This is a genomic window from Pseudomonas baetica, from assembly GCF_019733355.1.
GTDB lineage: Bacteria > Pseudomonadota > Gammaproteobacteria > Pseudomonadales > Pseudomonadaceae > Aquipseudomonas > Aquipseudomonas baetica_A.
Map to the genome: position 1 here is coordinate 1 of NZ_JAIHLQ010000002.1, position 20,003 is coordinate 20,003.

The window sequence follows — 20,003 nt, forward strand, 5'->3', positions numbered from 1 at the left end:
GGCTGAAGGCATTCCTGAACGACCTGGGCTTTGAACGGTTTGGGATAAGAGCTTCGTTGGCGCATGAAAATCCTGGCGATTAAGGGCGATCGCGTCCGCTTAAAAATACGCGGACACCATCGCCCTTAATGCTGGAGTTTTGAAGGTGACTTGGCCAGACGCTTACCCTCAATCTCCGCCGGCGGCATATTCAAACAAATCCACCATTCGATCATGTTGAGCATGGTCTGCGCAGCCGTGGGAAAATCAGCAAGGTTCTGCGTCGCCAGCCAGAACCAAGCGCCGAGCTTGCGCCACATCTTCGTCCCCTTGACCACGAACGGCGCCAGCAACGGGTTCTTGGTGATGATATGACCCTCGTCGGTGACCATGATGATCGGTCGGCCCAGGTACTGGTCGCGCTCGGCAAGGTTGTTCACGGTGTTCATCAGGCTGATGTAGCTGATGGACATCTGTGCCTCGTAGCCTTCGCGCGCGTAAGTGGCCAGGTCGACAATGGTCACATCGCTCTCGGGCCAAGGCGTGCCCTCGCGATCGAACAGTTCGCCCTCGAAACCCTGGCAAAACAGGTCGATGGACTCGCCCATCTCCTGGGCGCGCTCGCGGCGTTTCTCCGGCAAGTGCGGGTCGGCGGCGACGCGCAGCAAGGCGTCGCGTACGTCGCGGGTCAGCACCTGACGGCTCGCGGTGACGCAAGTCTGCGCCGCATCCAGAATGCACTCGCGGATCAGACTGCGATCGGCCCGGCTCAGGCGCGCCTCTTCCTTGGCCTCGCCGCCGGTGATCATCAGCCGGGCGGTGATTTCCAGTTCGCCGAGAACATCGCGCTGGTCTTCGCGACTGGTTACCACCTCATCGTCCAGCTCATCGATCGACAGACTCGCCACCTGATCCGGCTGCTCGACCAGGCGCCAAGCATCGGCGAACGGGGCGAGGCTGACGGAGGCGCCAGGTTTCAATTGGACCTTGTTGACCGAGAAACCTTGTGTCGCGAAATAGTCGCCCTGCAAGCCGAATGAGTTGCCGGCCTCGACGATAAACAAGCGAGGGCGGTACACCGCCATGACCTGCATCAGTAGGGTAACCAGGGTGGCCGACTTGCCGGCGCCGGTGGGGCCGAACAACAGCAGATGACCGTTCATATTGGCGGGGCGCTTGCCTGGCGGCAGCCAGGCCGTTGGTGGCGCTGCTCATCGCCACTACGCTGTGGTGGGCGTTCGCTTGGGCGGATGGCCCGATGATGGTGATGACGGCGGTGTTGTTCGCCTCGCTGTTTTCCAGCCATAGCCATGCTAATGCTGCGTTGAAAGATGTACTGGTGGGCTCCTGCGTGGGCGCCGTATTGGGCCTGAGTTGCCGGTTCTGGTTGTTGCCTCATGTCGCCAGCGCTTGGCAGTTGGCCTTGGTCATTGCGCCTTTTCTGCTGGCCGGCGCGTGGCTGATGGCTCGGCCCAGCACGGCGAAGTTGGCGATCGATCTGAACATGACCTTCTTGTTGATCGCCCAGCCCAGCCTGAGTACGGACACCAGCATCGAACATTCGCTGTTGCAGATGGTTGCGATCCTGGGGGGCGTAGTCACCGCGTTACTGACCTACCGATGGTTAGTGCCTTCCTCGCCTGGCAGTGAGGGTAAACGCCTGGCAGTACGCATCGCGAACCTGACCCTAAAGATATCGAATGGGCCTAGTGCCGCCATGCGGTCACGCCTCTATGGGCAAATCACAGTGCTGTTGGTGAGGCTGATCACTATCGAGAAGTGCGCCTCGACGCTGCTGTTGAGCGCATTCGAATGCACGGCCATGGCCCAGCGTGTTGCTGAGGGCCGGGCCGAGAAATTTCCCCTCAGCGTGGCTGATCAACACGGGGTGACCCACGCGGTTGCCACGCTGCAAAACACAACTATCCCAGGCGCTGACTGCCTTGAATCAACGGAGAATACTCATGTCTGACCGTCCACCACTGTGGCAGGGTTTTACTGGCCAATACATCGCTGGCGCCTGGCGCTCCGGCAGTACCCGTAAAGTTCTGGAAAACCGAAACCCCTACAACAACGAACTGCTGACCGAGATTTCGCTGGGCGATGCTCAAGATCTCGATGCCGCCTACCAGGCTGCCGCCATCGCACAAAAGGCCTGGGCGTTGACGCTGCCCGGTGAGCGTTCAGCGTTGTTCATGCGCGCGGTGAATGTGCTCGACGCCCGCCACGAAGAGATTGTCGACTGGTTGATTCGTGAGTCCGGTAGCACGCGCACCAAAGCCGAGATCGAATGGGCGGCTGTACGTTCGACCATGATCACCGCGGCGGCGATGCCTTCGAGGGTGGTAGGCCGAATTTTGCCCATCGATACCCCCGACAAGGAAAGCCGCGTCTATCGCAAGCCATTGGGCGTAGTAGGGGTCATCAGCCCCTGGAACTGGCCGCTGCATCTGTCCAACCGCTCGATCGCTCCCGCGCTGGCATTGGGGAACGCGGTCGTGGTCAAACCGGCCGATGATACGCCCGTCACTGGCGGCTTGTTGTTAGCCAAGATCTACGAAGAAGCAGGCTTCCCCCCTGGCATCCTCAACATCGTAGTGGGCGATGTGGCTGACCTGGGTGATGCGTTCACCTTGCATCCGATTCCAAAATTCATCTCGTTCACCGGCTCGACACGCGTTGGGCGGCATATCGGTGCCTTGGCGGTGACTGGCCCCACGCTCAAGCGCGTAGGGTTGGAGCTGGGTGGTAACGCGCCGTGTGTCGTGCTCGATGACGCGGATCTGGATCTGGCGGTACATGCTGCGGTCGTCGGGCGCTTCCTGCACCAAGGGCAGATATGCATGAGCAGCAACCGCATCATCGTCGACGCCTCGCTGCAAAAAGATTTCGTCGAAGCTTTTGTCGAGCGTGTGCGCCAGCTCAAGGTCGGCGATCCGAACCTGGCAGACACCGTTATCGGCCCGTTGATCAACCGTCGTCAGTTAGAGGGTGCAGTGGCCCGTATCGAAGCGGCAAAAGCCGAAGGTATCGAGTTGCTGCTCGGTGGTGCTGCACAGGGGCAGGTACTGCCGCCTCATGTGTTCGTCAATGTCGATAACATGAGTGACCTGGCCCAGGCTGAGCAATTTTGTCCTGTAGCGCCGATCATCACTGCGCGGGACGAGGCACATGCACTGGAGTTGGCCAACCAGACCGAGTTCGGCTTGTCTTCTGCGGTGTTCACCAAGGATGAAGGTCGGGGCCTGCGTTTCGCTCAACAGATCGAAGCCGGCATGACTCACATCAATGACATCTCGGTCAATGATGATCCGAACAACATGTTTGGCGGCGAGAAAAACAGCGGTATCGGTCGCTTCAACAGCGAATGGATCATCGCGGAGCTGACCAGCGATCACTGGATCTCGGTGCAACACAAACGTCGCGCTTATCCGTTTTAAGGTCAGGGTTTGGTGGACGGATCGTATGGCATGAACGCCCCTCGCAAGGGGCGTTCCTTCATACAAAGACTGCCCGCAGCGATACGTTATTTGCAGGGCAGTCAGTTGCGCGTCGCTGTTGCTAGGACGCCCGGCTAGAACGCTACCGGTGGGTTAGGGGATCCAGTTCCCATGAAAACCCAGCGGGATATGATGATCCAGCTTTACCCGTGCCAATGGTGCACCGGTGAAGTCGCTCGCGTCGTGGATCACCAGTTCGCTTTTGTTTGTCTGCGGGTCCCACCAGACGACCAGCAACCAGCCATCGTCTTCACTCACCGCATCGGGTTTGGCCACGAATATCGGCTCGGCAGGGGACACGTCCCTGTCACCTTCCAGCGTTTGATACTCGGTTTTGCCGGAAATAAAGTCATGCTTTATCAGGCAGTTGAAATCGTGGCTGTCACTTTTGGGCTGATGCACCCCGGCAAAGTAGCCATATTGGTGTTTTGCACCCAGGAGTTTTTCGTTGATCCTGGGAAACTCGACGGAGAAATCTCCGACACGTGCTCGTGTCATCCGACCGGCATCGAGATCCAAGGTCCAGCGGTACAGCACGGGAGGTGTAAACGGCGAGCGTCCAGTGTCAGGAAACGGAAACGGGAAGAAATTCTCGACTTTTATGTCATCGACAAATTGGAGGTCACTGACGCAGCCGTCGACGATTATTTTGCCATCTTCCTCGTAGGCGTTGACGAAGTGTGTGGTTTGGTACGCTTCATCGGTGAACCATTGAGTTGCACCGGTCTGGCGGTGGACCACCAGGGTTCGATTACTCAGCTTTGGGTCAAACGTCCACGCCGATTTGCCTGCAGGGACTCGGTCGGATGATTCTGGATGCCAGTTGATGGGCCCAAAGAAGAAGACAAAATGGTTTTCAGTAAACATGAAGTCGTGAATGTAGGCGGGGGCGTCGAGTGTAACGACGTGCTGTTTCAGGATGTTCCCTTGCCTGTCAGCCAGTGCGCAGACGAACCGGCGGGTTTCGGGTTCGACCGTATATAACAGTATTTCATTTTTTGCAGCGTCGGTATGGATATGCGCGGTAACCGGTGCATCAATTGCACCGTGAAAATCAAAGGTGCCGATGGTTTCCAGGGTGTTTCGGTCAAGTTCATAATAGTGTCTGCCCGCCTCTTGCAGAGCCAATACGCGCCCGTCGATTTCCACGACGTTGACGTTGGCGACTTGCTTGACGGTAGCGGGCCCCTGTTCCAGCTGCGCTTGAGCTACTTCGTAGGACCCGTAGATACCGTTGTAGAGCGATCTGCCGGCTGCTTCTTCATCCTCGAAACCCTCGGTGCGCACCCATTTATTGCGGTAGCTGACAGCGCCATTGCTGATATAAAACCCATGAACCATGCCATCGCCGTCGAACCAGTGGTACCGATCAGGGCGGGCAGGCTCCCAACGCTGGTTGGAGCCGGTTCGAAAAAGAACGCCCTCCAGTCCAGGTGGCACAGTCCCTTCTATGCGAAGTTCATCGGCGATGATCTCGTTGGAGAGGGGTTGGCGAATACCTTGTAAAAAGGGGCTGCTATTGTTCCACATGCTATATCTCCCAAGGCTAATAGGGGTGACTTTTTAAAGGTTTAGAGAATGCTAGCCGTTGGGTTTATTGCTGTCTCCGGGTTGCGAGTACGAATTCTTATAGAGTGTTGGTACTGAGGTACACGCAGTTTAATTTATTGAATTCGTCATGGTTTTTGTAGTCTTGCGATCACGGCAGGCTTGCAAAGCATGCCTGCCGTTGACCTTGCCCGGTCTCGCGTTGTTGCTGTTTAATTTATACCGGCTTGCCAGATTCAACTATCCGTACAGACTTTTTGTGGGTAAAGGCCAAGTAGCTGTATCGGCCGTGATATTCGCCCATCCCTGAAGCGCCCACCCCACCGAACGGCAGATATGGGGAGAACGCGTGCACCAGCACGCCGTTGACCTGAGCATCACCAGCTTGAATGTGGTCGATGACGGGTTTGGCATTGGCTGTGTTGCCAGTGAACACATAAACGGCCAGTGGCTTGGCGTGATGTTGATTGATGAGATTGACCGCACTATCCACCGAATCAAACGTCAGCACCGGCAAAATGGGCCCAAACAGCTCTTCGGCCATCAGGGCATCGTCCCATTGCACTTGGTCGACCACGGTGGCGCTGAATACGCGCCGTTCTGGGTCTGCATCGCCGCCGACCAGCACCTTGCCCGCGCTCTTGCTCAACAAGTTTTGAAGACGCGATACTTGTTGGCTCGTGACGACTTTTCCCGTGGAACCTATGTCAGGCAGGTCCTGCTGAATGCGCTGCGTCAGGCGAGTTAGCAGTTCATCCTTGATGCTGCTGTGGACGTACAAGTAATCCGGTGCGATGCAGGTCTGGCCGCTGTTGATGAACTTGCCAAACATCAGCTGCGACACCACCAGATCGACATCGGCATCGGCCAGGGCAATCAAAGGGCACTTGCCGCCTAGTTCCAGGATCACTGGTGTGAGGTGCGCGGCGGCTGCCTGCATCACTATCTTGCCGACGTTAGGGCTGCCCGTGAAAAAGATGAAATCGAACGGCAAGCTCAGCAGGTGAGTATTCTCATCGCGTCCACCCTGAACCACAGCTATGTAGTTGGGAGAGAACGCTTCCTGAATGATTTTCTCGAGGACCAGTGAAGTGTTGGGGGTGGTTTCGGAGGGCTTAAGGATGCAAGTGTTGCCGCCAATGATTGCGCCTATCAGCGGCGTCAGCGTCAGGTTTACGGGGTAGTTAAACGGCCCGATGATGTAAGTAACGCCAAAGGGCTCTTGCGCGACATAGCACTGGGACGGCGCAATCAGGTCTGCGGTGGGTACCGTTTCTGGTGTCGCCCACTCGTCAAGGTGGGCGAGGGCGAAATCGATTTCGTGGAGGACTGCGCCGATCTCCGCGAGGTCCACATCGGCCTTGGGTTTTCCTAAATCTTCGTCCAGTGCGACGTACAGCGCCTCTTTGTGATTGAGCACTGCCTGTTTCAGGCGCTCCAGGCTGTGTTTGCGAAACTCGATGGGGTGGGTTTGGCGGGAGGCGAAATAGGCACGCTGCGACTCGAATACTGCATCGATGGACTCGGAGCTTGGATAGTTCATGGGTTGTCACCTTATCGAATTCAGTGGATGTTTATGAGCGTCACGCAGATCAGCGAAAGTAATCTTCACAGAGCATTTTGGCAGCGTGCAGGGCCAGCGCCTGAGTGGGCGCGTTGGTGTTGCCGCTAGTAATGTTGGGCATGATCGAGGCATCGATGACACGCAGATGCTCCACGCCTTTCACACGCAGGCGACCATCAACGACGGCACCTTCGTCCTTGCCCATACGACAGGTGCCGACCGGGTGCCACATGGTGGTGGCGACGCGTTTGACCCATTCGCCAATCTGCTCATCGGATTGCACGCTGGGACCCGGAGAGACCTCTTCGTCGATCACCGGCGCTAGCGATTCCTGAGTCAGGACATGGCGCATGGCTTTCACCGACTCAACGGCCACTTTCAAATCGTATTCGTGGCCGATGAAATTTGGGTTGATCAGCGGCATAGAGGTAGGGTCAGCGTCAGCCAAACGTACCCAGCCGCGGCTTTTAGGCTGAAGCACCACTAACTCGAAGGTCACGCCGGGGCGCGTACCGGTAGGGCTCAAGCCGTCTTTGGAAATGATTGGTACGTGATAGCACTGAACGGTAGGGTCGCCCTGTAAGTTCAGGGGATCCCAATAGCTGACCGTCTCGATACCGCTGCCTGCGGCCGGGCCGTCTTTGGTCAGGATGTAGCGGATCCCTGCCTTCAGCGTCCCAAGGCCCTGGGCAACGCTTTGATAGCCCAAGTTCCCTTTCACATAGGCGCTGAGCGGTACGATAGGGTGATCATGTAGGTTTTCGCCCACGCCGGGGGAATCGACCATCACCTCAATGCCGAATTCCTGCAACTGGGTCTTGGGGCCTATGCCGGAATGCATGAGAACCTTCGGGCTGTGTACCGCCCCGGCGCTGAGTATGACCTGCTTGCCCTGAATTTGCTTCGTAGTCCCGCCCTGGAGTATTTCGACCCCTACCGCGCGGTGGCTATCGATCAGCACCCGAGTGACCGTTGTGTTCGCCAGCAAGGTGACGCGGCCACTCTCCAGATGACGGCGCAGGTGCGCGACTACGGCACTGCAACGGCGACTGTTCTCGATGTTCGATTGCACCGGTGACACACCGATCTGGCTGGCGCCGTTGTAATCCGGATTGTAGGGCAGGCCGTATTCCTGAAATGCCTTCAGGCAATACTGGTTCAGTTCGTTGATCCCTTTGGGCAGTTGCACGGCCAGATTGCCTTGGGTGCCATGATGTTCATCATGGAACGTGTCGTTTTTTTCTTGCTCGATGAAGGCACGCCACATGCTGGCGTGATTCCAGTCCCCGTCGCCTGCGGTGGCTTCGTCCCACGCATCGAAATCGCGTTTTTGGCCACGCACATACGCCATGGCATTTACCGACGTGCCTCCCCCCAACACCTTGCCGGAGCGAAAGCGTCGCTCAGTACCATGCTGGGCGACGGTGGAATGGGTCCACACGTGTTTATCCTTGGCCAGGATGGTGCCGAAGCCGGCTGGAATGTGGATCAGCGGGTCGGAATCCTTGCCGCCGGCTTCGATCACGGCAATGCTGGCCCGACTGTTCTCGGCCAGATAACTGGCCACCACGCATCCGGCTGCACCACTTCCTACAATCAGCACGTCAAAGCTTTTAGTTGTCATATTTACCCACTGCGGATCGCTCTTGAACGGATGAGTATTGAGGGGGGATAGCGCACTGCCTATCAGACATCGCTATCAAAAGCCGAGATCAGGAATCGTTTAAGCGGGCGCTTTCGCTGTTCAGATTTTACAAATCTGAACAGTACAGTTGGACAACACATAGTACTTTGCCACTCTTTAAAAATCAAAAATAGCGCATTAAGATAAAAGTGCTCTATATTGTCTGAGCAAGCCTGCCTACAATCCGGCCAGGCAGGTCCGTAATGATCGATCTGACAAGAGGAGCCTCCAGTGCCCAAAACGCTGCTGCAAAAACTCTGGGAAACGCACGTCGTACGTCATGACTCGGACGGTTCTGCGATGCTTTACATTGATCTGCAGTTGATCAATGAAGTCACCAGCCCCCAGGCTTTTGAAGGTTTATCGGCAGCGGGGCTGAACCCTTGGCGAAGCGGCACGATCATCGCCACCTCGGACCACAATGTGCCGACTAGGGACTTGGCTCTGGGCATTCAGGATCCGGTAGCGAAAATTCAGGTTCAGACGCTTGAGCGTAACTGCGCTGACCTGAACCTGCGCCACTTTAAAATGGGTGATCAAAGGCAGGGCATTTTGCATGTCATCGCGCCTGAATCTGGCGCCAGTCTTCCGGGAATGACCATCGTCTGTGGCGACTCTCATACCAGTACCCATGGTGCTTTCGCGGCCTTGGCATTTGGCATCGGCACTTCCGAGATCGAGCACGTTCTCGCCACCCAGTGCCTGCGTGTTTCACCCATGGCGGCGATGAAGGTTCAGATCGACGGCGAATTGCAGCCGTTCGTGACCGCAAAAGACTTGGCCCTGAGCTTGATTCGCAAAATCGGTACTGCGGGGGCCACCGGTCATGCAATCGAATTCACCGGCAGCACGGTCAGTAGCATGTCCATGGAAGCGCGGATGACCCTTTGCAATATGGCAATCGAAGCCGGAGCTCGCGTCGGGCTGATCGGTGTAGACGAGACCACACTGGCCTACCTGCACGGCCGACCTCATGCGCCGCGAGACGCAGGCTGGGAGGCCGCCGCTACGTTTTGGCGCACGCTTCACAGCGACCCTGGGGCAATTTTCCAACAGGTGGTGAACCTGGATGCAGCAAAAGTTGCCCCTCAAGTTTCATGGGGAACTTCTCCGCAAATGGTGTGCGATGTTCTAGAAAAGGTGCCCGCCCCCGCGAACGAAGTAGACCCCGCTAAACGTCAGGCCTTGGTCAGCGCGCTCGACTATATGGGGATTACAGCGGGCACAGCCATCGTTTCAATCCAGCTCGACAAGATTTTCATAGGCTCCTGCACCAATGCACGCCTCGAGGACCTGCGAGCAGCTGCCCAGGTTGTAGTCGGTCAAAAAGTATCCACGCGTATCAAACAAGCATTGGTGGTGCCGGGATCAGGACAGGTCAAAGCCATGGCTGAAGCCGAGGGCTTGGACAGGATATTCATCGACGCTGGGTTTGAATGGCGCGAGCCCGGTTGTTCGATGTGCTTGGGAATGAACGAGGACCGGCTGCTCCCTGGGGAGCGTTGTGCATCTACGTCCAATCGCAATTTCGAGGGGCGTCAGGGGCAGGGTGGCAGAACTCACCTCGTGAGCCCGGTCACTGCAGCTGCGGCGGCCCTGGCAGGACATTTCGTTGATATAACCGCTGCCCAGATAAGGAGTTGAAAGGCCGTGAAACCATTCAAGCAGTTTTGTGCAGTAGCGGCGCCGCTTGATCGAATCAATGTGGACACGGACGCCATTTTGCCGAAGCAATTCATGAAATTGATCAGCAAATATGGCTATGGCGATTACCTGTTCGATAACTGGCGTTATCTAGACCAAGGCCAACCTGGGGACGACTGCTCGGTACGACCGCTCAACGAGCAGTTCGTGCTCAACCAGCCCCGGTTCAAATCAGCCCAAATCCTGCTGTGCCGAGATAATTTCGGTTGTGGTTCGAGCCGCGAGCACGCGCCGTGGGCCTTGCGTGATTTCGGGTTCAAAGCGCTGCTCAGCACCAGTTTCGCAGATATTTTTTATGGCAACTGCCTTAAGAACGGCGTGCTGCCCATCGTGTTGACCAAGGATGAAATGGATCACCTGTTCTCACTCGCGGCCCGTGATGCTGCGTTGCAACTTGAGATCAATCTAGCGGACCAAACCGTTTCCCAGCCTGAGGGCGTGATCTACCGTTTCGAGATCGATGCATTCCGCAAAAAATGCGTGATGTTGGGGCTCGATGAAATCAGCCTGACGCTCGCTCAAGCCGACGACGTGCGCTTATACGAAAGCAAGCGACGCGCCACCGAGCCTTGGCTGTTTCCAGAGAGCTGACGGCGTTGTGTATTTCATGATCCAGAAGACGCCAACACCGTCATTTTCTGCGTCATCTCGGCCCCGGCCTTCGCAACAATAGGCGCGAGCAGTGTTCTCACTTCCGGGGAGGCATCGACAACGGGTATCACGATGCTGATGCTGCCGATCACCCGTTTATCGTCAAAAACGGCGGCTGAAATACCCGCAGCGCTATTGCCCAATTCGCCTGAAGTGATGACTACGGACTCGTTTCTCAGCGATCTCAGTGTCTGTTTGACTTGCGCCCAATTGGCCCCAAGGCCAAAGCGCTCGAATTCGCCCGTTACGCCTTCGTAGTAGGGTTTGACCTGGCGCAATGGCAGGTGCGCCAGGATGACCTTTGAGGCTGCGCCTTGGTAAAGGGGCCTTGGGAGGCCGCGCTCATAGCTGATGTCTTGCTTGAAACGGGTGGTGAACTCCTCATGCACGCACATGACGTGCTCTTGGAAGTACCGGCATAAAATCGCGATGCTGCCAGCGGGGGCCGCATTCAGCATGTCACCCATGACCAACCTTGCAGCCTGGATCATCGGATCACCCAACCGCATTTTTCTATCCAACGCGATGATTGCTGGGCCCAGCACGTAGCGCCCCGGGATAAAGGCGCTGATGTATCCGGCACCCGACAGGGTTCGAAAGTAACGGTACGTATGGCTCGCCGATAGTCCTAACTCGATCGCCGCTTCGTCCACAGACCAATCAGATTTGCTGTCTCCACTGAACAATTCGAGCAGGCGCATCAAGCGATCCTGGGAGCTGCCTTTGGGATCTTCTGCGCCTGAGACTTGCATGGCTGACGCGCCGGTTACCTGCTGCTTTATCAACCCTGCCCCCTTAGGAAGGTGTGCTTGACGGAGTCCGTCATGTTACCGCCAAGCTCGACCACGAGGTGAACAAAAACAAAAATAGCGCCATAAGATAAAATCGTTGACATTTTTTTGAAAAAACATAATTATCGTATTACAACAAATAATACAAAACACCTTAAGGTGTGAGGGTTCCATCATGAGCGAGCTAGCGCAGCCATCGTCCCCCGTCCTCGACATCGCCCCTATTCTCGATCACGGAGAGTGGACGTCCTATCAAAAGCGAATTCTCTTCTTGGTCGCCCTCGTCATGGTGTTCGATGGCGTGGACGCGCAGGTGCTCAGCCTGTCGCTGTCCTCCATTTCAGCCGAATGGGGTATCAGCCGCGCAGCCTTTGCACCGGTGCTGGGATTCAGTTTCGTGGCCATGGCACTGGGGACGGCCCTCGGGGGCCTGTTGGGCGACCGCATCGGCAGAAAATGGACCCTCATCGCGTCCAGCGTAACGTTTGGCCTGATGACGTTATTGGGCGCGCTCGCCGATGACATCGTCTTTCTGGGCGTCTGCCGAGTGATTGCATCGTTGGGCATGGGAGCAGCCATGCCTAACGTCACGGCAATGCTGGCTGAGTACACGCCTTTGCGCCGGCGCAGCCTTGCCCTCGCCATCGGGATGAGCGCGTTGCCTTTTGGCGGCATCGTCGTTGGCCTGTTAGGGGCGCAAATTCTTCCTGCCCTTGGCTGGCGCAGTTTTTTCGTGATTGCGGGGTGTGCGCCGTTGATCGTCGCGCTGACGCTGATCATTGGCGTCCCAGAGTCGCTGAGATTTCTGGTGGCGCGCGGCATCAAGCCGGCAGCGTGCCTGAACATCATTCGCCACCTGGGGCATGCAGTGTCATTGACCACCACGTTGGAGGACAGCGGCGAAGCGGCTGCAGTCAAGAAGGCTTCGGTGCGAACGTTAATGGCCAGCGAATATGCTGGCGACACACGGGTGCTGGCGGTCGCTTTCTTTACCGTGATTCTGTCTAGCTACCTCATGTTTACCTGGTCCCCCTCCCTGTTCGTCGAGGCCGGTTACAGCGTCAGTATGTCCAGCGCAAGTATGGCGTTGTTCAGCCTCGGTGGCCTGATTGGAGGGGTGGGTGGCGGCTGGCTGTTCAGTCGCTTCGGTTCGCGCAAAACCATGCTCTGCATGGCGGCGGGGGCGTTGGCCTGCTGCGCTGCGCTGATGGTAACGCCGTTGGAACCTGCAGCGAATTCGCTCCCTATCATCACCGTTAGCCTGCTGCTGCTCGGCCTCTGCGTACCGGGCACACAAGCAATCCTATTCGTGCTGGCGGCGCAGATATTCCCTACCTCAATGCGTGCAAGTGGCGTCGGTTTGCCCGCAGCTTTCGGACGGCTGGGCGCGGTGCTGAGCGCTTTCATCGGCCCCTGGATTCTTGCCAGCACAGGCACTCGGTTCTTCGGTTTTATAGCAGCCATGATGTTGATTCTTTTTGTCGCGCTGACCCTCGTCCGTCGCCACATCGCACGGACCGCAAACCAAGACCGTAGCGATGCACGGCTGAACGAAGTTCGATAGATAGGTAAGGAGATATTTGTGAGTAACAATGCCTTTAGAGATCACATTGCCCACGACAACATGACGCCCCTCTGGGAGGTATTGCGCGGGCTCACCCCGCGCGAGCCCAAGCAGACGGCGGACCCCGTAATCTGGCGCGCCGAAACCATTCGCCAAAATATGAAAATGGCCTGTGAGGTCATCTCCGCCGAAGATGCGGAGCGCCGTGTGCTTGTCCTAGAAAACCCTAAGTTTCAGGGCAAGTCGCAGATAACGTCATCCCTCTATGCGGGTATTCAAATGATCCTGCCCGGGGAGGTCGCTCCCAGTCATCGCCATACGGCGTCTGCGCTAAGACTGATTTTAAGTGGCCAGGGTGGGTTCACTACGGTGCATGGCGAAAAGGTACTAATGAACCCGGGTGACTTTGTCATCACGCCCACGAACGTTTTTCATGACCATGGTGCGCAGGGCACGGAACCTGTGATGTGGCTGGATGGCCTGGATGTGCCTGTTGTGCAAATGCTCAACGCCGGTTTCTCTGCTGATGACCCGAATCTACGTCAGGTCCTGACACGCCCGACAGGCGACTCCAATGCGCGATTCGCCGCTGGCCTGAGACCGGTGGGCGACACCCACGGCGGCCCCGTCAGCCCACTTTTTCACTACCCCTATTCGCGCACGCGTGCAGCGCTTGAACAGTTGTCGCTCGTCGATGAGTGGGACGCGTGCAACGGTTTCAAACTGATGTTTACCAACCCAACGAATGGGCTGTCCCCGATTCGCTCGATGGGTGCCTTTATGCAGATGTTCCCTGCAGGGTTCAAGGGCACGAGCTTTCGTGAAACCGACGGAGCTGTTTGCTGCGTGGTTGAAGGCAGCCTGCGTGTTCAGGTCGGTGACCAAACGTGGACAGCCTGCAAGGACGACGTATTTGTTCTTCCGGGTTGGGCATGGCGCTGTTTTGAGGCGGACGAGCAATGCGTACTGTTCAGCTTTTCCGATCGACCGTTGCAAGAACACCTCGGTTTTTGGCGCAGCGAAATCAATCCGAGCGCAACTACTACACCAGGAGAAAACCATGAAAATTTGTCTGTTTAACGATAACCGTTTGGGCCTGATTGAGGGCGACATTGTCTATGACGTTTCCCAAGCACTGCGTATTTTGTCACCTGCCCGTTATCCGTTTCCGCGCCATGACCTGCTGATCGCTAACCTGGCCGAGCTACGCCCCGAAATCTCGCTTGCCAAGGGAAGCGCAGCGGTCTTCAAGTTAAGCGATGTCGAGCTGCTTAGCCCCGTCGGTAACCCAGGCAAAATTGTGGCTGCGCCTGTCAACTATCAAGCTCACCTTGATGAAGCCATCGCAGACACGGAGACGTTTACACGTGCCAATGTCCGCAAAATTCAGGAGACGGGCCTCTTCCTGAAAGCTACCAGCTCGCTGATCGGTGTCAGTAAACCGATTGTGATTAATCTTCCAGAGCGCCGTACCGATCACGAAATCGAGCTAGTCGCTGTTATTGGCAAGCGTGCCAAGGATGTGAAGGCGAAAGACGCACTGGCCTATGTTGCCGGATACAGCATTGGCCTGGACATCACGATCCGCGGGCCTGAAGAGCGAAGCTTGCGCAAATCGTTGGACACTTACTCGGTGTTGGGGCCATGGCTTGTCACGGCTGATGAGCTCAGCGAACCACAGGGCTTGGAGTTGCTGCTGGAGGTTAATGGTGAGAAACGCCAGCACGCCAATACACGGGATTTGATCATGAACGTGGCAGAGCTGATCGAATTCGCCTCGACCTATTACACACTTGAGCCGGGTGATTTGTTGTACACCGGAACGCCCGAAGGTGTGGGTCCCATTGTTCACGGTGATCAGATCAAAGCACGAATTGAAGGGATTGGTGAAATTGTTGTCGAGGTCGTGTCGTCATGAGCCTACAAGATCCGATTGTAATCATTGGGGGGGGCATTGGCGGTCTGGCAGCAGCGCTGGCACTCTCACATAAGGGCTTCAAAACGCTCTTAATCGAACAGGCCGAAGAGTTTCGCGAAGTCGGTGCGGGGATCCAGGTGGGTCCTAACGGTTTTCGCGTGTTGGAGACGCTCGGCGTTGCTGATCAGGTACGCGAACTGACCGTGTTACCCGATGATTTGATCTTCATGGACAGTGTCAGCGCTGAGGTGGTTACCACCATCCCGACAGGCGCAGCGTTTCGGGAACGTTTCAAGTATCCCTACGCCTTGGTGCATCGTGCGGACCTGCATTCGGTTCTTCTGGCCGCGTGTCGCGAGTCCGCTGATGTCGACTTCAGGATCGCCACAAAAGTGGTGGGCTACGAAGATGATGGCCTGTCCGTGTGCGTGACCACTGACCAAGGTGAAACCATTCGGGGTTGCGCACTGATTGGCGCAGATGGATTGTGGTCGAAAGTCAGAGAGAAAATTGTCGGTGACGGTGCGCCTGTGGTCTCCGGGCACATTGCGTACCGGGCGGTGTTGCCCATTGAGGACGTGCCGCTTGAGTTTCGACGCAACTCGATGATTCTTTGGGGGGGGCCAAAGTCCCACCTGGTCCAGTACCCGCTTCGAGGTGGAAAACTATTCAACCTGGTCGCAGTCTTCCACAGCGACCGCTATGTAGAGGGCTGGAACACCGAGGGAGACCCTGAAGAATTACGCCGTCGGTTTGCCGGCACGTGTGACACCGTACAAACGCTCCTGTCCAAAATTGAAAGCTGGCGGATGTGGGTATTGTGCGATCGTGAACCCGTGAAAAACTGGAGTGAGGGACGTACCACGCTTCTGGGCGATGCCGCGCACCCCATGTTGCAATACCTTGCACAAGGGGCGTGTATGGCGATGGAAGATGGCGTCGTACTCGCACAGGAAATCGAAAAGTGTCAGGGTGATTTTGAGTCAGCTTTTAAGGCATATCAGGCTCGCCGATACCTTCGCACTGGCCGTTGCCAGGTGATGGCACGTGTTCATGGAGAGTTCTACCATGCCGAAGGAGTGGCAGCCGAACTGCGTAACGGTATGCTCGCCGCACGCACCCCTGAACAAGCATATGCCGGTCTCACCTGGTTATATGACGCGATAATTTAGAACTCCCAGTGACGGTCAATTATTCAACGTGCTCACGTTGCCGGGTTGATCGTCGCTTTCTGCTGTACGCAATGATCATTCTATAAAAATAAAAAGGGTGAAATCATGTACTACAAAAATTGCGGCCCGCTCGTGTGGCCGGCGTTACTGTGTTTTTGTACGCCAGGCTTGGCATGGGCTGAGGAATCCGATTTTTTCAAAGATTCGACCGCTACACTTCAGGCCAGAAACTACTACTTTCAACGTAACTATTTAGATATTCGCGGGGCCGAGAAACCCAAGGCAGAAGAGTGGGCTCAAGGCTTCATTCTTAATTTCAAATCAGGTTATACCCCAGGCGCGGTCGGCTTTGGTATTGATGCGATTGCCACTCTGGGCCTCAAGCTTGATAGTGGCCCTGGACGGGTAGGGACGGGCTTGCTGCCTATTAAGGATAGCGGGGCTCCTGCCGACGATTACAGTCGCGTAGGGCCAACCTTAAAAGCCAGGTTTTCTAAAACCGAACTGAGGCTGGGTGAACTTCAACCAGACATTCCCGTCTTGCCCTTCAGCGATATTCGTTTGCTTCCACCTTCCTATCAGGGGGCCTCCTTTTCGAGCAGCGAACTTACTGGGCTGACCCTTCAAGGCGGGCGAATCAAATCGACTAGTCTACGAAATGAAGCCGGTGACGAAAAGTTGATCGCGATGTTGGGCTATATTCCGCAACGCACAGCGTCCAGTGATGCCTTCAATTATATGGGCGGTGACTATAGTTTTAATGAGTCACGTACCACTGTCAGTGGTTGGTACGCCCAACTGGAGGACATTTACCGACAGAGTTATGTTGGCATTAAGCATAAGCAGTTAGTAGGGCGTTGGTCGGTGACCGGTACGTTGGCACAGTATGATGCTGTGGAAGATGGTGATCATTTAATAGGGGCGGTCGATAATCGGGCTTTGTATGGCACCCTTGGGGTGGCAAGATCCGGGCATGCTGTGACCGTAGGGTACCAAAGAATGTACGGTAACACCGCGTTCCCCCGGGTGTTCGCCAATATAGCGCCCTTGGCCAATGAACTACCTACTTATGACTTCTCATCACAAAACGAAGTGTCTTATCAGGTGCGTTACGACTATGACTTCGCTGCGGCGGGTGTACCGGGCCTCCTATTTTCGACTAGATACGTTGTGGGGAACAATGTTGAGACAGGGCGCGGCTATGAGGGTAAGGATAGCGAACGCGATATCGATATGTCTTATGTTTTCCAGAGCGGGCCTGTCAAGGGATTGGGTATCAGGCTTCGCGATGCCGTAGCGCGGTCTAATTACAGAACTGATATTGACGAGTATCGCGTCGTTCTCAGTTATACCTGGAAGCTGCTATAGCCTTGCGCTCTTACCAACCCTGCGCGCCAATGACCAAATATGTCGTCCGTCAATTGATCTTAATCTGTTCATCTGCGTGCTGATCGTGGGCTATTGCTACCTCAGTCGCTCATAGCGTTGGCGCTGATTGAAAACTGATCAGCCTTTACTGGGTCAGTTTTCGGTCAGCGGCAACACCATCGGAACAGCTCGCGTCCATGTGGTAGCGGGACACCATTGGTGCGTGGATAGCCGGCACGCGCCGGCAAGTCTCTTGTTTCAATTACACATCGCTATACCAACCGGGCTAACCCGATTCAGGAGCGGAACCTCAACCTGGAACTAAGACTATTGCGTCAAGGACAGCCGGCCACCCCCGTCGTCAGGGGGAGGCGTGGATCGAGACAGGGGGGCTGTGAGAGCGGGGATTGGAAGAAAGGGGCCAAAGGCCTGGCGTTAGCCAGTCAACTCGAGAATACCCAACATGTAGGTGCGATCCACGACATGCTTGCGAGTACTCGCCTGGAATTTTCCAAAGAGGTTTTTCAAGTGCCATTTCACGGTTTCTCCAGCGACATTCAACGCCTGGGCAATCTGCTTGTTCGACAGGTTGCGAGCGAGCAGTTGCAAGACTGCTCGCTCCTTGGGTGTGAGCAGGCGGCTGGGTGAAGCAGAGCTTGGAGGGGGCTCCGGGCGCACAACCGGACCTGAGTGAAGCGAGGCCTGCATGGCCGGCCTGGTCGTTTCGCTTGCGATCTTTTGCAACCACTTGACCAGTGCGGGATGGGTGTTCTGAACAATGCGCTGCAGTCTATGTCACGCTCGTTGGCGTAGTAGTGGTGCAATTGGGGACACCAGGCAGCGTCGATTTTGTCGTTACGTGAAGGGTGTAGTGGTCTAATTTCCCCGGACACCCCGATAGGTGGAAAATACACCTATTGAGGAGTTCTCCATGACCGACAAACGCAAAGTATTCGACGACAGCTTCAAGCTGGAAGTTGTAAAGATGATCAAGGACCAGGGCCTGAGTGTTTCACAGGTTTGTCGTGATCTTGATATTGGTGATACGGCCGTTCGACGCTGGTTACAACAGTATGAGGCCGAGAAGTTGGGGCAAGCCGGGATCGGCAAGCCGCTGACCTCTGAGCAACAGCGTATTCGCCAGTTGGAGCAAGAAAACCGTCAGCTCAAGATGGATAACGATGTATTAAAAAAAGCCACCGCCTTCTTTGCCCGCGAGCTGAAGTAACGTACCGCTTGGTTCGCCAGCTGCAACAGAAGGCTTGTTCGGTGGCGTATGTGTGCCGTTTGTTGGGGGTTAGTCGATCCGGCTTCTACGAGGCCAACAAGCGCGCAGAGGCTCCTGCATCGATCTGCCCCGTTGCTCTGCAACTCAAGGCGTCGTTTGCTGAAAGTGGCGGCTGTTATGGCAGTCGCCCATTGCGTAAAGCGTTACGCGCAAAGGGTATGGAAGTAGGCATTTACAAGATTCGCCGCATGATGCGCGTCAACGGCCTGCGTTCGGCCTGGAAGCGTAAATTTGTGCACACCACCGACAGCAAACATGACCTGCCGATTGCTGAAAATGTATTGAACCGCCAATTTGAACCCGAGGCGGCGAACAAGGCCTGGGTAGCAGACATTACCTACATCCGAACCCGCAGTGGCTGGTTGTATCTGGCTGTGGTGCTGGACTTGTTCTCACGCAAGGTAGTGGGCAGGTCAATGGCGCCGAACATGCCCGCTGAACTGGTGTGCAGTGCAATGCAGCTGGCGGTTGCTCAACGTCAACCGCCACCCGGCTTGATCGCCCACTCGGATCGCGGCAGCCAGTACGCGAGTGCGAGCTACAGAGCGCTACTGGCAAGAAGTGACATGCAGCAAAGCATGAGCCGTAAAGGTAACTGCTGGGATACGCAGTGATGGAGCGCTTCTTTCTGAGCTTGAAAATGGAGCGGGTATGGCGACGTGATTACGCCAACCATGCCGAGGCGATACGCGACATCACTGAGTACATCGTTGGGTTTACAACAACGAACGGCTGCACTCGAAACTGGGATATCTGCCACCGACCGTTTACGAACGGGCGATGGCGTCAAAATCACCTATCGAGGTGTCCGGAATTAGTTGACCACTACAGGGTGCGGGTTCCTCCCTGCTTGCCCGGTGACTCCGCATTTAGCGGAATTCCCGGCCTTCATTGAAAAACTTTCCCTCGCCTGAATAGGTAAGCACTTGCTGGAAGCCTCACATGGACGTTCGCTTACGGCTGAGCAGGTCGCCGCAGGCTCGATGAAGCCGCAGGGCTGCGGCATTCATCGGTACTGGCGGCGGAATTAATCAAGGCACTGGCGATTCTGTGGGGGGCGGTATCGAACCTGACCTTGGTCTTTGCAATGCCGCTGCTTACCTGGGCCTGTTCGTTCCAGTGCTGGTTGGCTGGCTTTGGTTACGCCAGGCGTTAGTTGCAGGGCGGAGGCAAGGCACGATGGCGGGACATCAAACTTTTAATATTGTTCTGATAATAGAATTAAATACTGTATAAAGAATAATGCAGGATAAATTGCCTGCCTATTCACGC

General features: G+C 56.0%; 15 protein-coding genes and 2 pseudogenes. 11 read left to right on the plus strand and 6 right to left on the minus strand.

The features are described 5' to 3' along the window. Nucleotides 1-167: 167 nt before the first annotated feature. Nucleotides 168-1,145 (minus strand): annotated as a pseudogene (locus tag K5E40_RS01655) (conjugative transfer ATPase); the annotation flags it as partial. A 35-nt stretch (nt 1,146-1,180) separates the two neighbouring features. On the opposite strand from K5E40_RS01655, the gene K5E40_RS01660 reads away from it, so the two are divergent. Both K5E40_RS01660 and K5E40_RS01665 read left to right on the plus strand, forming a co-directional pair. Continuing rightward, entirely contained in the window at nt 1,181-1,951 is a 771-nt protein-coding gene (locus K5E40_RS01660) for an FUSC family protein (RefSeq protein WP_409339120.1), read from the plus strand. Next, the gene (locus K5E40_RS01665; protein ID WP_221729425.1) at nt 1,944-3,419 is read left to right on the plus strand and encodes an aldehyde dehydrogenase family protein; all 1,476 of its coding nucleotides are present in this window, start codon (nt 1,944-1,946) and stop codon (nt 3,417-3,419) included. The genes K5E40_RS01660 and K5E40_RS01665 overlap by 8 nt, the downstream gene beginning before the upstream one ends. A 153-nt stretch (nt 3,420-3,572) precedes the next feature. Here K5E40_RS01665 and K5E40_RS01670 read toward each other — a convergent pair whose 3' ends face one another. The 3 genes from K5E40_RS01670 to K5E40_RS01680 form a co-directional block, all read right to left on the minus strand. Next, complete coding sequence (locus K5E40_RS01670) at nt 3,573-5,009, minus strand: carotenoid oxygenase family protein (protein WP_221729426.1); 1,437 nt, start codon at nt 5,007-5,009, stop codon at nt 3,573-3,575. Between the two features lie 235 nt (nt 5,010-5,244). Next, on the minus strand, nt 5,245-6,570 hold the full coding sequence (gene mdlD, locus K5E40_RS01675; RefSeq protein WP_221729427.1) for an NAD(P)-dependent benzaldehyde dehydrogenase MdlD: 1,326 nt from the start codon (nt 6,568-6,570) through the stop codon (nt 5,245-5,247). Between the two features lie 49 nt (nt 6,571-6,619). Beyond that, nucleotides 6,620-8,215 (minus strand): GMC family oxidoreductase, encoded by a 1,596-nt coding sequence (locus K5E40_RS01680; protein WP_221729428.1) that lies wholly within the window; start codon nt 8,213-8,215, stop codon nt 6,620-6,622. A gap of 291 nt (nt 8,216-8,506) precedes the next feature. Between K5E40_RS01680 and leuC the strand changes: the two genes are divergently transcribed. Together leuC and leuD are read left to right on the plus strand one after the other, a co-directional pair. Beyond that, nucleotides 8,507-9,919 (plus strand): 3-isopropylmalate dehydratase large subunit, encoded by a 1,413-nt coding sequence (gene leuC, locus K5E40_RS01685; protein ID WP_221729429.1) that lies wholly within the window; start codon nt 8,507-8,509, stop codon nt 9,917-9,919. Nucleotides 9,920-9,925: 6 nt separating this feature from the next. Next, nucleotides 9,926-10,570, plus strand: coding sequence for a 3-isopropylmalate dehydratase small subunit (gene leuD / locus K5E40_RS01690; RefSeq protein ID WP_069551387.1), 645 nt, complete (start codon nt 9,926-9,928; stop codon nt 10,568-10,570). A gap of 14 nt (nt 10,571-10,584) precedes the next feature. On the opposite strand, the gene K5E40_RS01695 is transcribed toward leuD, so the two are convergent. Further along, a complete protein-coding gene (locus tag K5E40_RS01695) occupies nt 10,585-11,331 on the minus strand; it encodes an IclR family transcriptional regulator (protein ID WP_047531080.1) in 747 nt (248 codons plus the stop codon). A 265-nt stretch (nt 11,332-11,596) separates the two neighbouring features. On the opposite strand from K5E40_RS01695, the gene K5E40_RS01700 reads away from it, so the two are divergent. From K5E40_RS01700 to K5E40_RS01720, 5 genes are all read left to right on the plus strand, one after another. After that, nucleotides 11,597-12,985, plus strand: coding sequence for an MFS transporter (locus K5E40_RS01700; protein WP_081997922.1), 1,389 nt, complete (start codon nt 11,597-11,599; stop codon nt 12,983-12,985). 18 nt (nt 12,986-13,003) lie between these two features. Continuing rightward, nucleotides 13,004-14,065, plus strand: a complete 1,062-nt coding sequence (locus K5E40_RS01705) for a cupin domain-containing protein (RefSeq protein ID WP_047531077.1) — start codon at nt 13,004-13,006, stop codon at nt 14,063-14,065. After that, nucleotides 14,046-14,903, plus strand: coding sequence for a fumarylacetoacetate hydrolase family protein (locus tag K5E40_RS01710; protein ID WP_047531075.1), 858 nt, complete (start codon nt 14,046-14,048; stop codon nt 14,901-14,903). Before K5E40_RS01705 ends, K5E40_RS01710 begins: the two co-directional genes overlap by 20 nt. Beyond that, on the plus strand, nt 14,900-16,075 hold the full coding sequence (locus K5E40_RS01715; RefSeq protein ID WP_020300857.1) for a 3-hydroxybenzoate 6-monooxygenase: 1,176 nt from the start codon (nt 14,900-14,902) through the stop codon (nt 16,073-16,075). Before K5E40_RS01710 ends, K5E40_RS01715 begins: the two co-directional genes overlap by 4 nt. Nucleotides 16,076-16,180: 105 nt before the next feature. Next, on the plus strand, nt 16,181-17,443 hold the full coding sequence (locus K5E40_RS01720) for an OprD family porin (RefSeq protein WP_020300856.1): 1,263 nt from the start codon (nt 16,181-16,183) through the stop codon (nt 17,441-17,443). 435 nt (nt 17,444-17,878) lie between these two features. On the opposite strand, the gene K5E40_RS01725 is transcribed toward K5E40_RS01720, so the two are convergent. Next, a complete protein-coding gene (locus K5E40_RS01725; RefSeq protein ID WP_081997921.1) occupies nt 17,879-18,151 on the minus strand; it encodes a response regulator transcription factor in 273 nt (90 codons plus the stop codon). Nucleotides 18,152-18,374: 223 nt separating this feature from the next. On the opposite strand from K5E40_RS01725, the pseudogene K5E40_RS01730 reads away from it, so the two are divergent. Beyond that, a pseudogene (locus K5E40_RS01730) lies at nt 18,375-19,553 on the plus strand (IS3 family transposase). Between the two features lie 228 nt (nt 19,554-19,781). Next, nucleotides 19,782-19,967 (plus strand): acyl-CoA dehydrogenase C-terminal domain-containing protein, encoded by a 186-nt coding sequence (locus K5E40_RS01735; RefSeq protein WP_076961359.1) that lies wholly within the window; start codon nt 19,782-19,784, stop codon nt 19,965-19,967. Nucleotides 19,968-20,003 lie beyond the last annotated feature (36 nt).

Coding starts and splice junctions, on each gene's coding strand:
- K5E40_RS01665 (WP_221729425.1), top strand. CDS start 1,944: ATGTCTGACCGTCCACCACTGTGGCAGGGTTTTACTGGCCAATACATC.
- K5E40_RS01670 (WP_221729426.1), bottom strand. CDS start 5,009: ATGTGGAACAATAGCAGCCCCTTTTTACAAGGTATTCGCCAACCCCTC.
- mdlD (WP_221729427.1), bottom strand. CDS start 6,570: ATGAACTATCCAAGCTCCGAGTCCATCGATGCAGTATTCGAGTCGCAG.
- K5E40_RS01680 (WP_221729428.1), bottom strand. CDS start 8,215: ATGACAACTAAAAGCTTTGACGTGCTGATTGTAGGAAGTGGTGCAGCC.
- K5E40_RS01695 (WP_047531080.1), bottom strand. CDS start 11,331: ATGCGCCTGCTCGAATTGTTCAGTGGAGACAGCAAATCTGATTGGTCT.
- K5E40_RS01700 (WP_081997922.1), top strand. CDS start 11,597: ATGAGCGAGCTAGCGCAGCCATCGTCCCCCGTCCTCGACATCGCCCCT.
- K5E40_RS01710 (WP_047531075.1), top strand. CDS start 14,046: ATGAAAATTTGTCTGTTTAACGATAACCGTTTGGGCCTGATTGAGGGC.
- K5E40_RS01715 (WP_020300857.1), top strand. CDS start 14,900: ATGAGCCTACAAGATCCGATTGTAATCATTGGGGGGGGCATTGGCGGT.
- K5E40_RS01720 (WP_020300856.1), top strand. CDS start 16,181: ATGTACTACAAAAATTGCGGCCCGCTCGTGTGGCCGGCGTTACTGTGT.
- K5E40_RS01725 (WP_081997921.1), bottom strand. CDS start 18,151: ATGCAGGCCTCGCTTCACTCAGGTCCGGTTGTGCGCCCGGAGCCCCCT.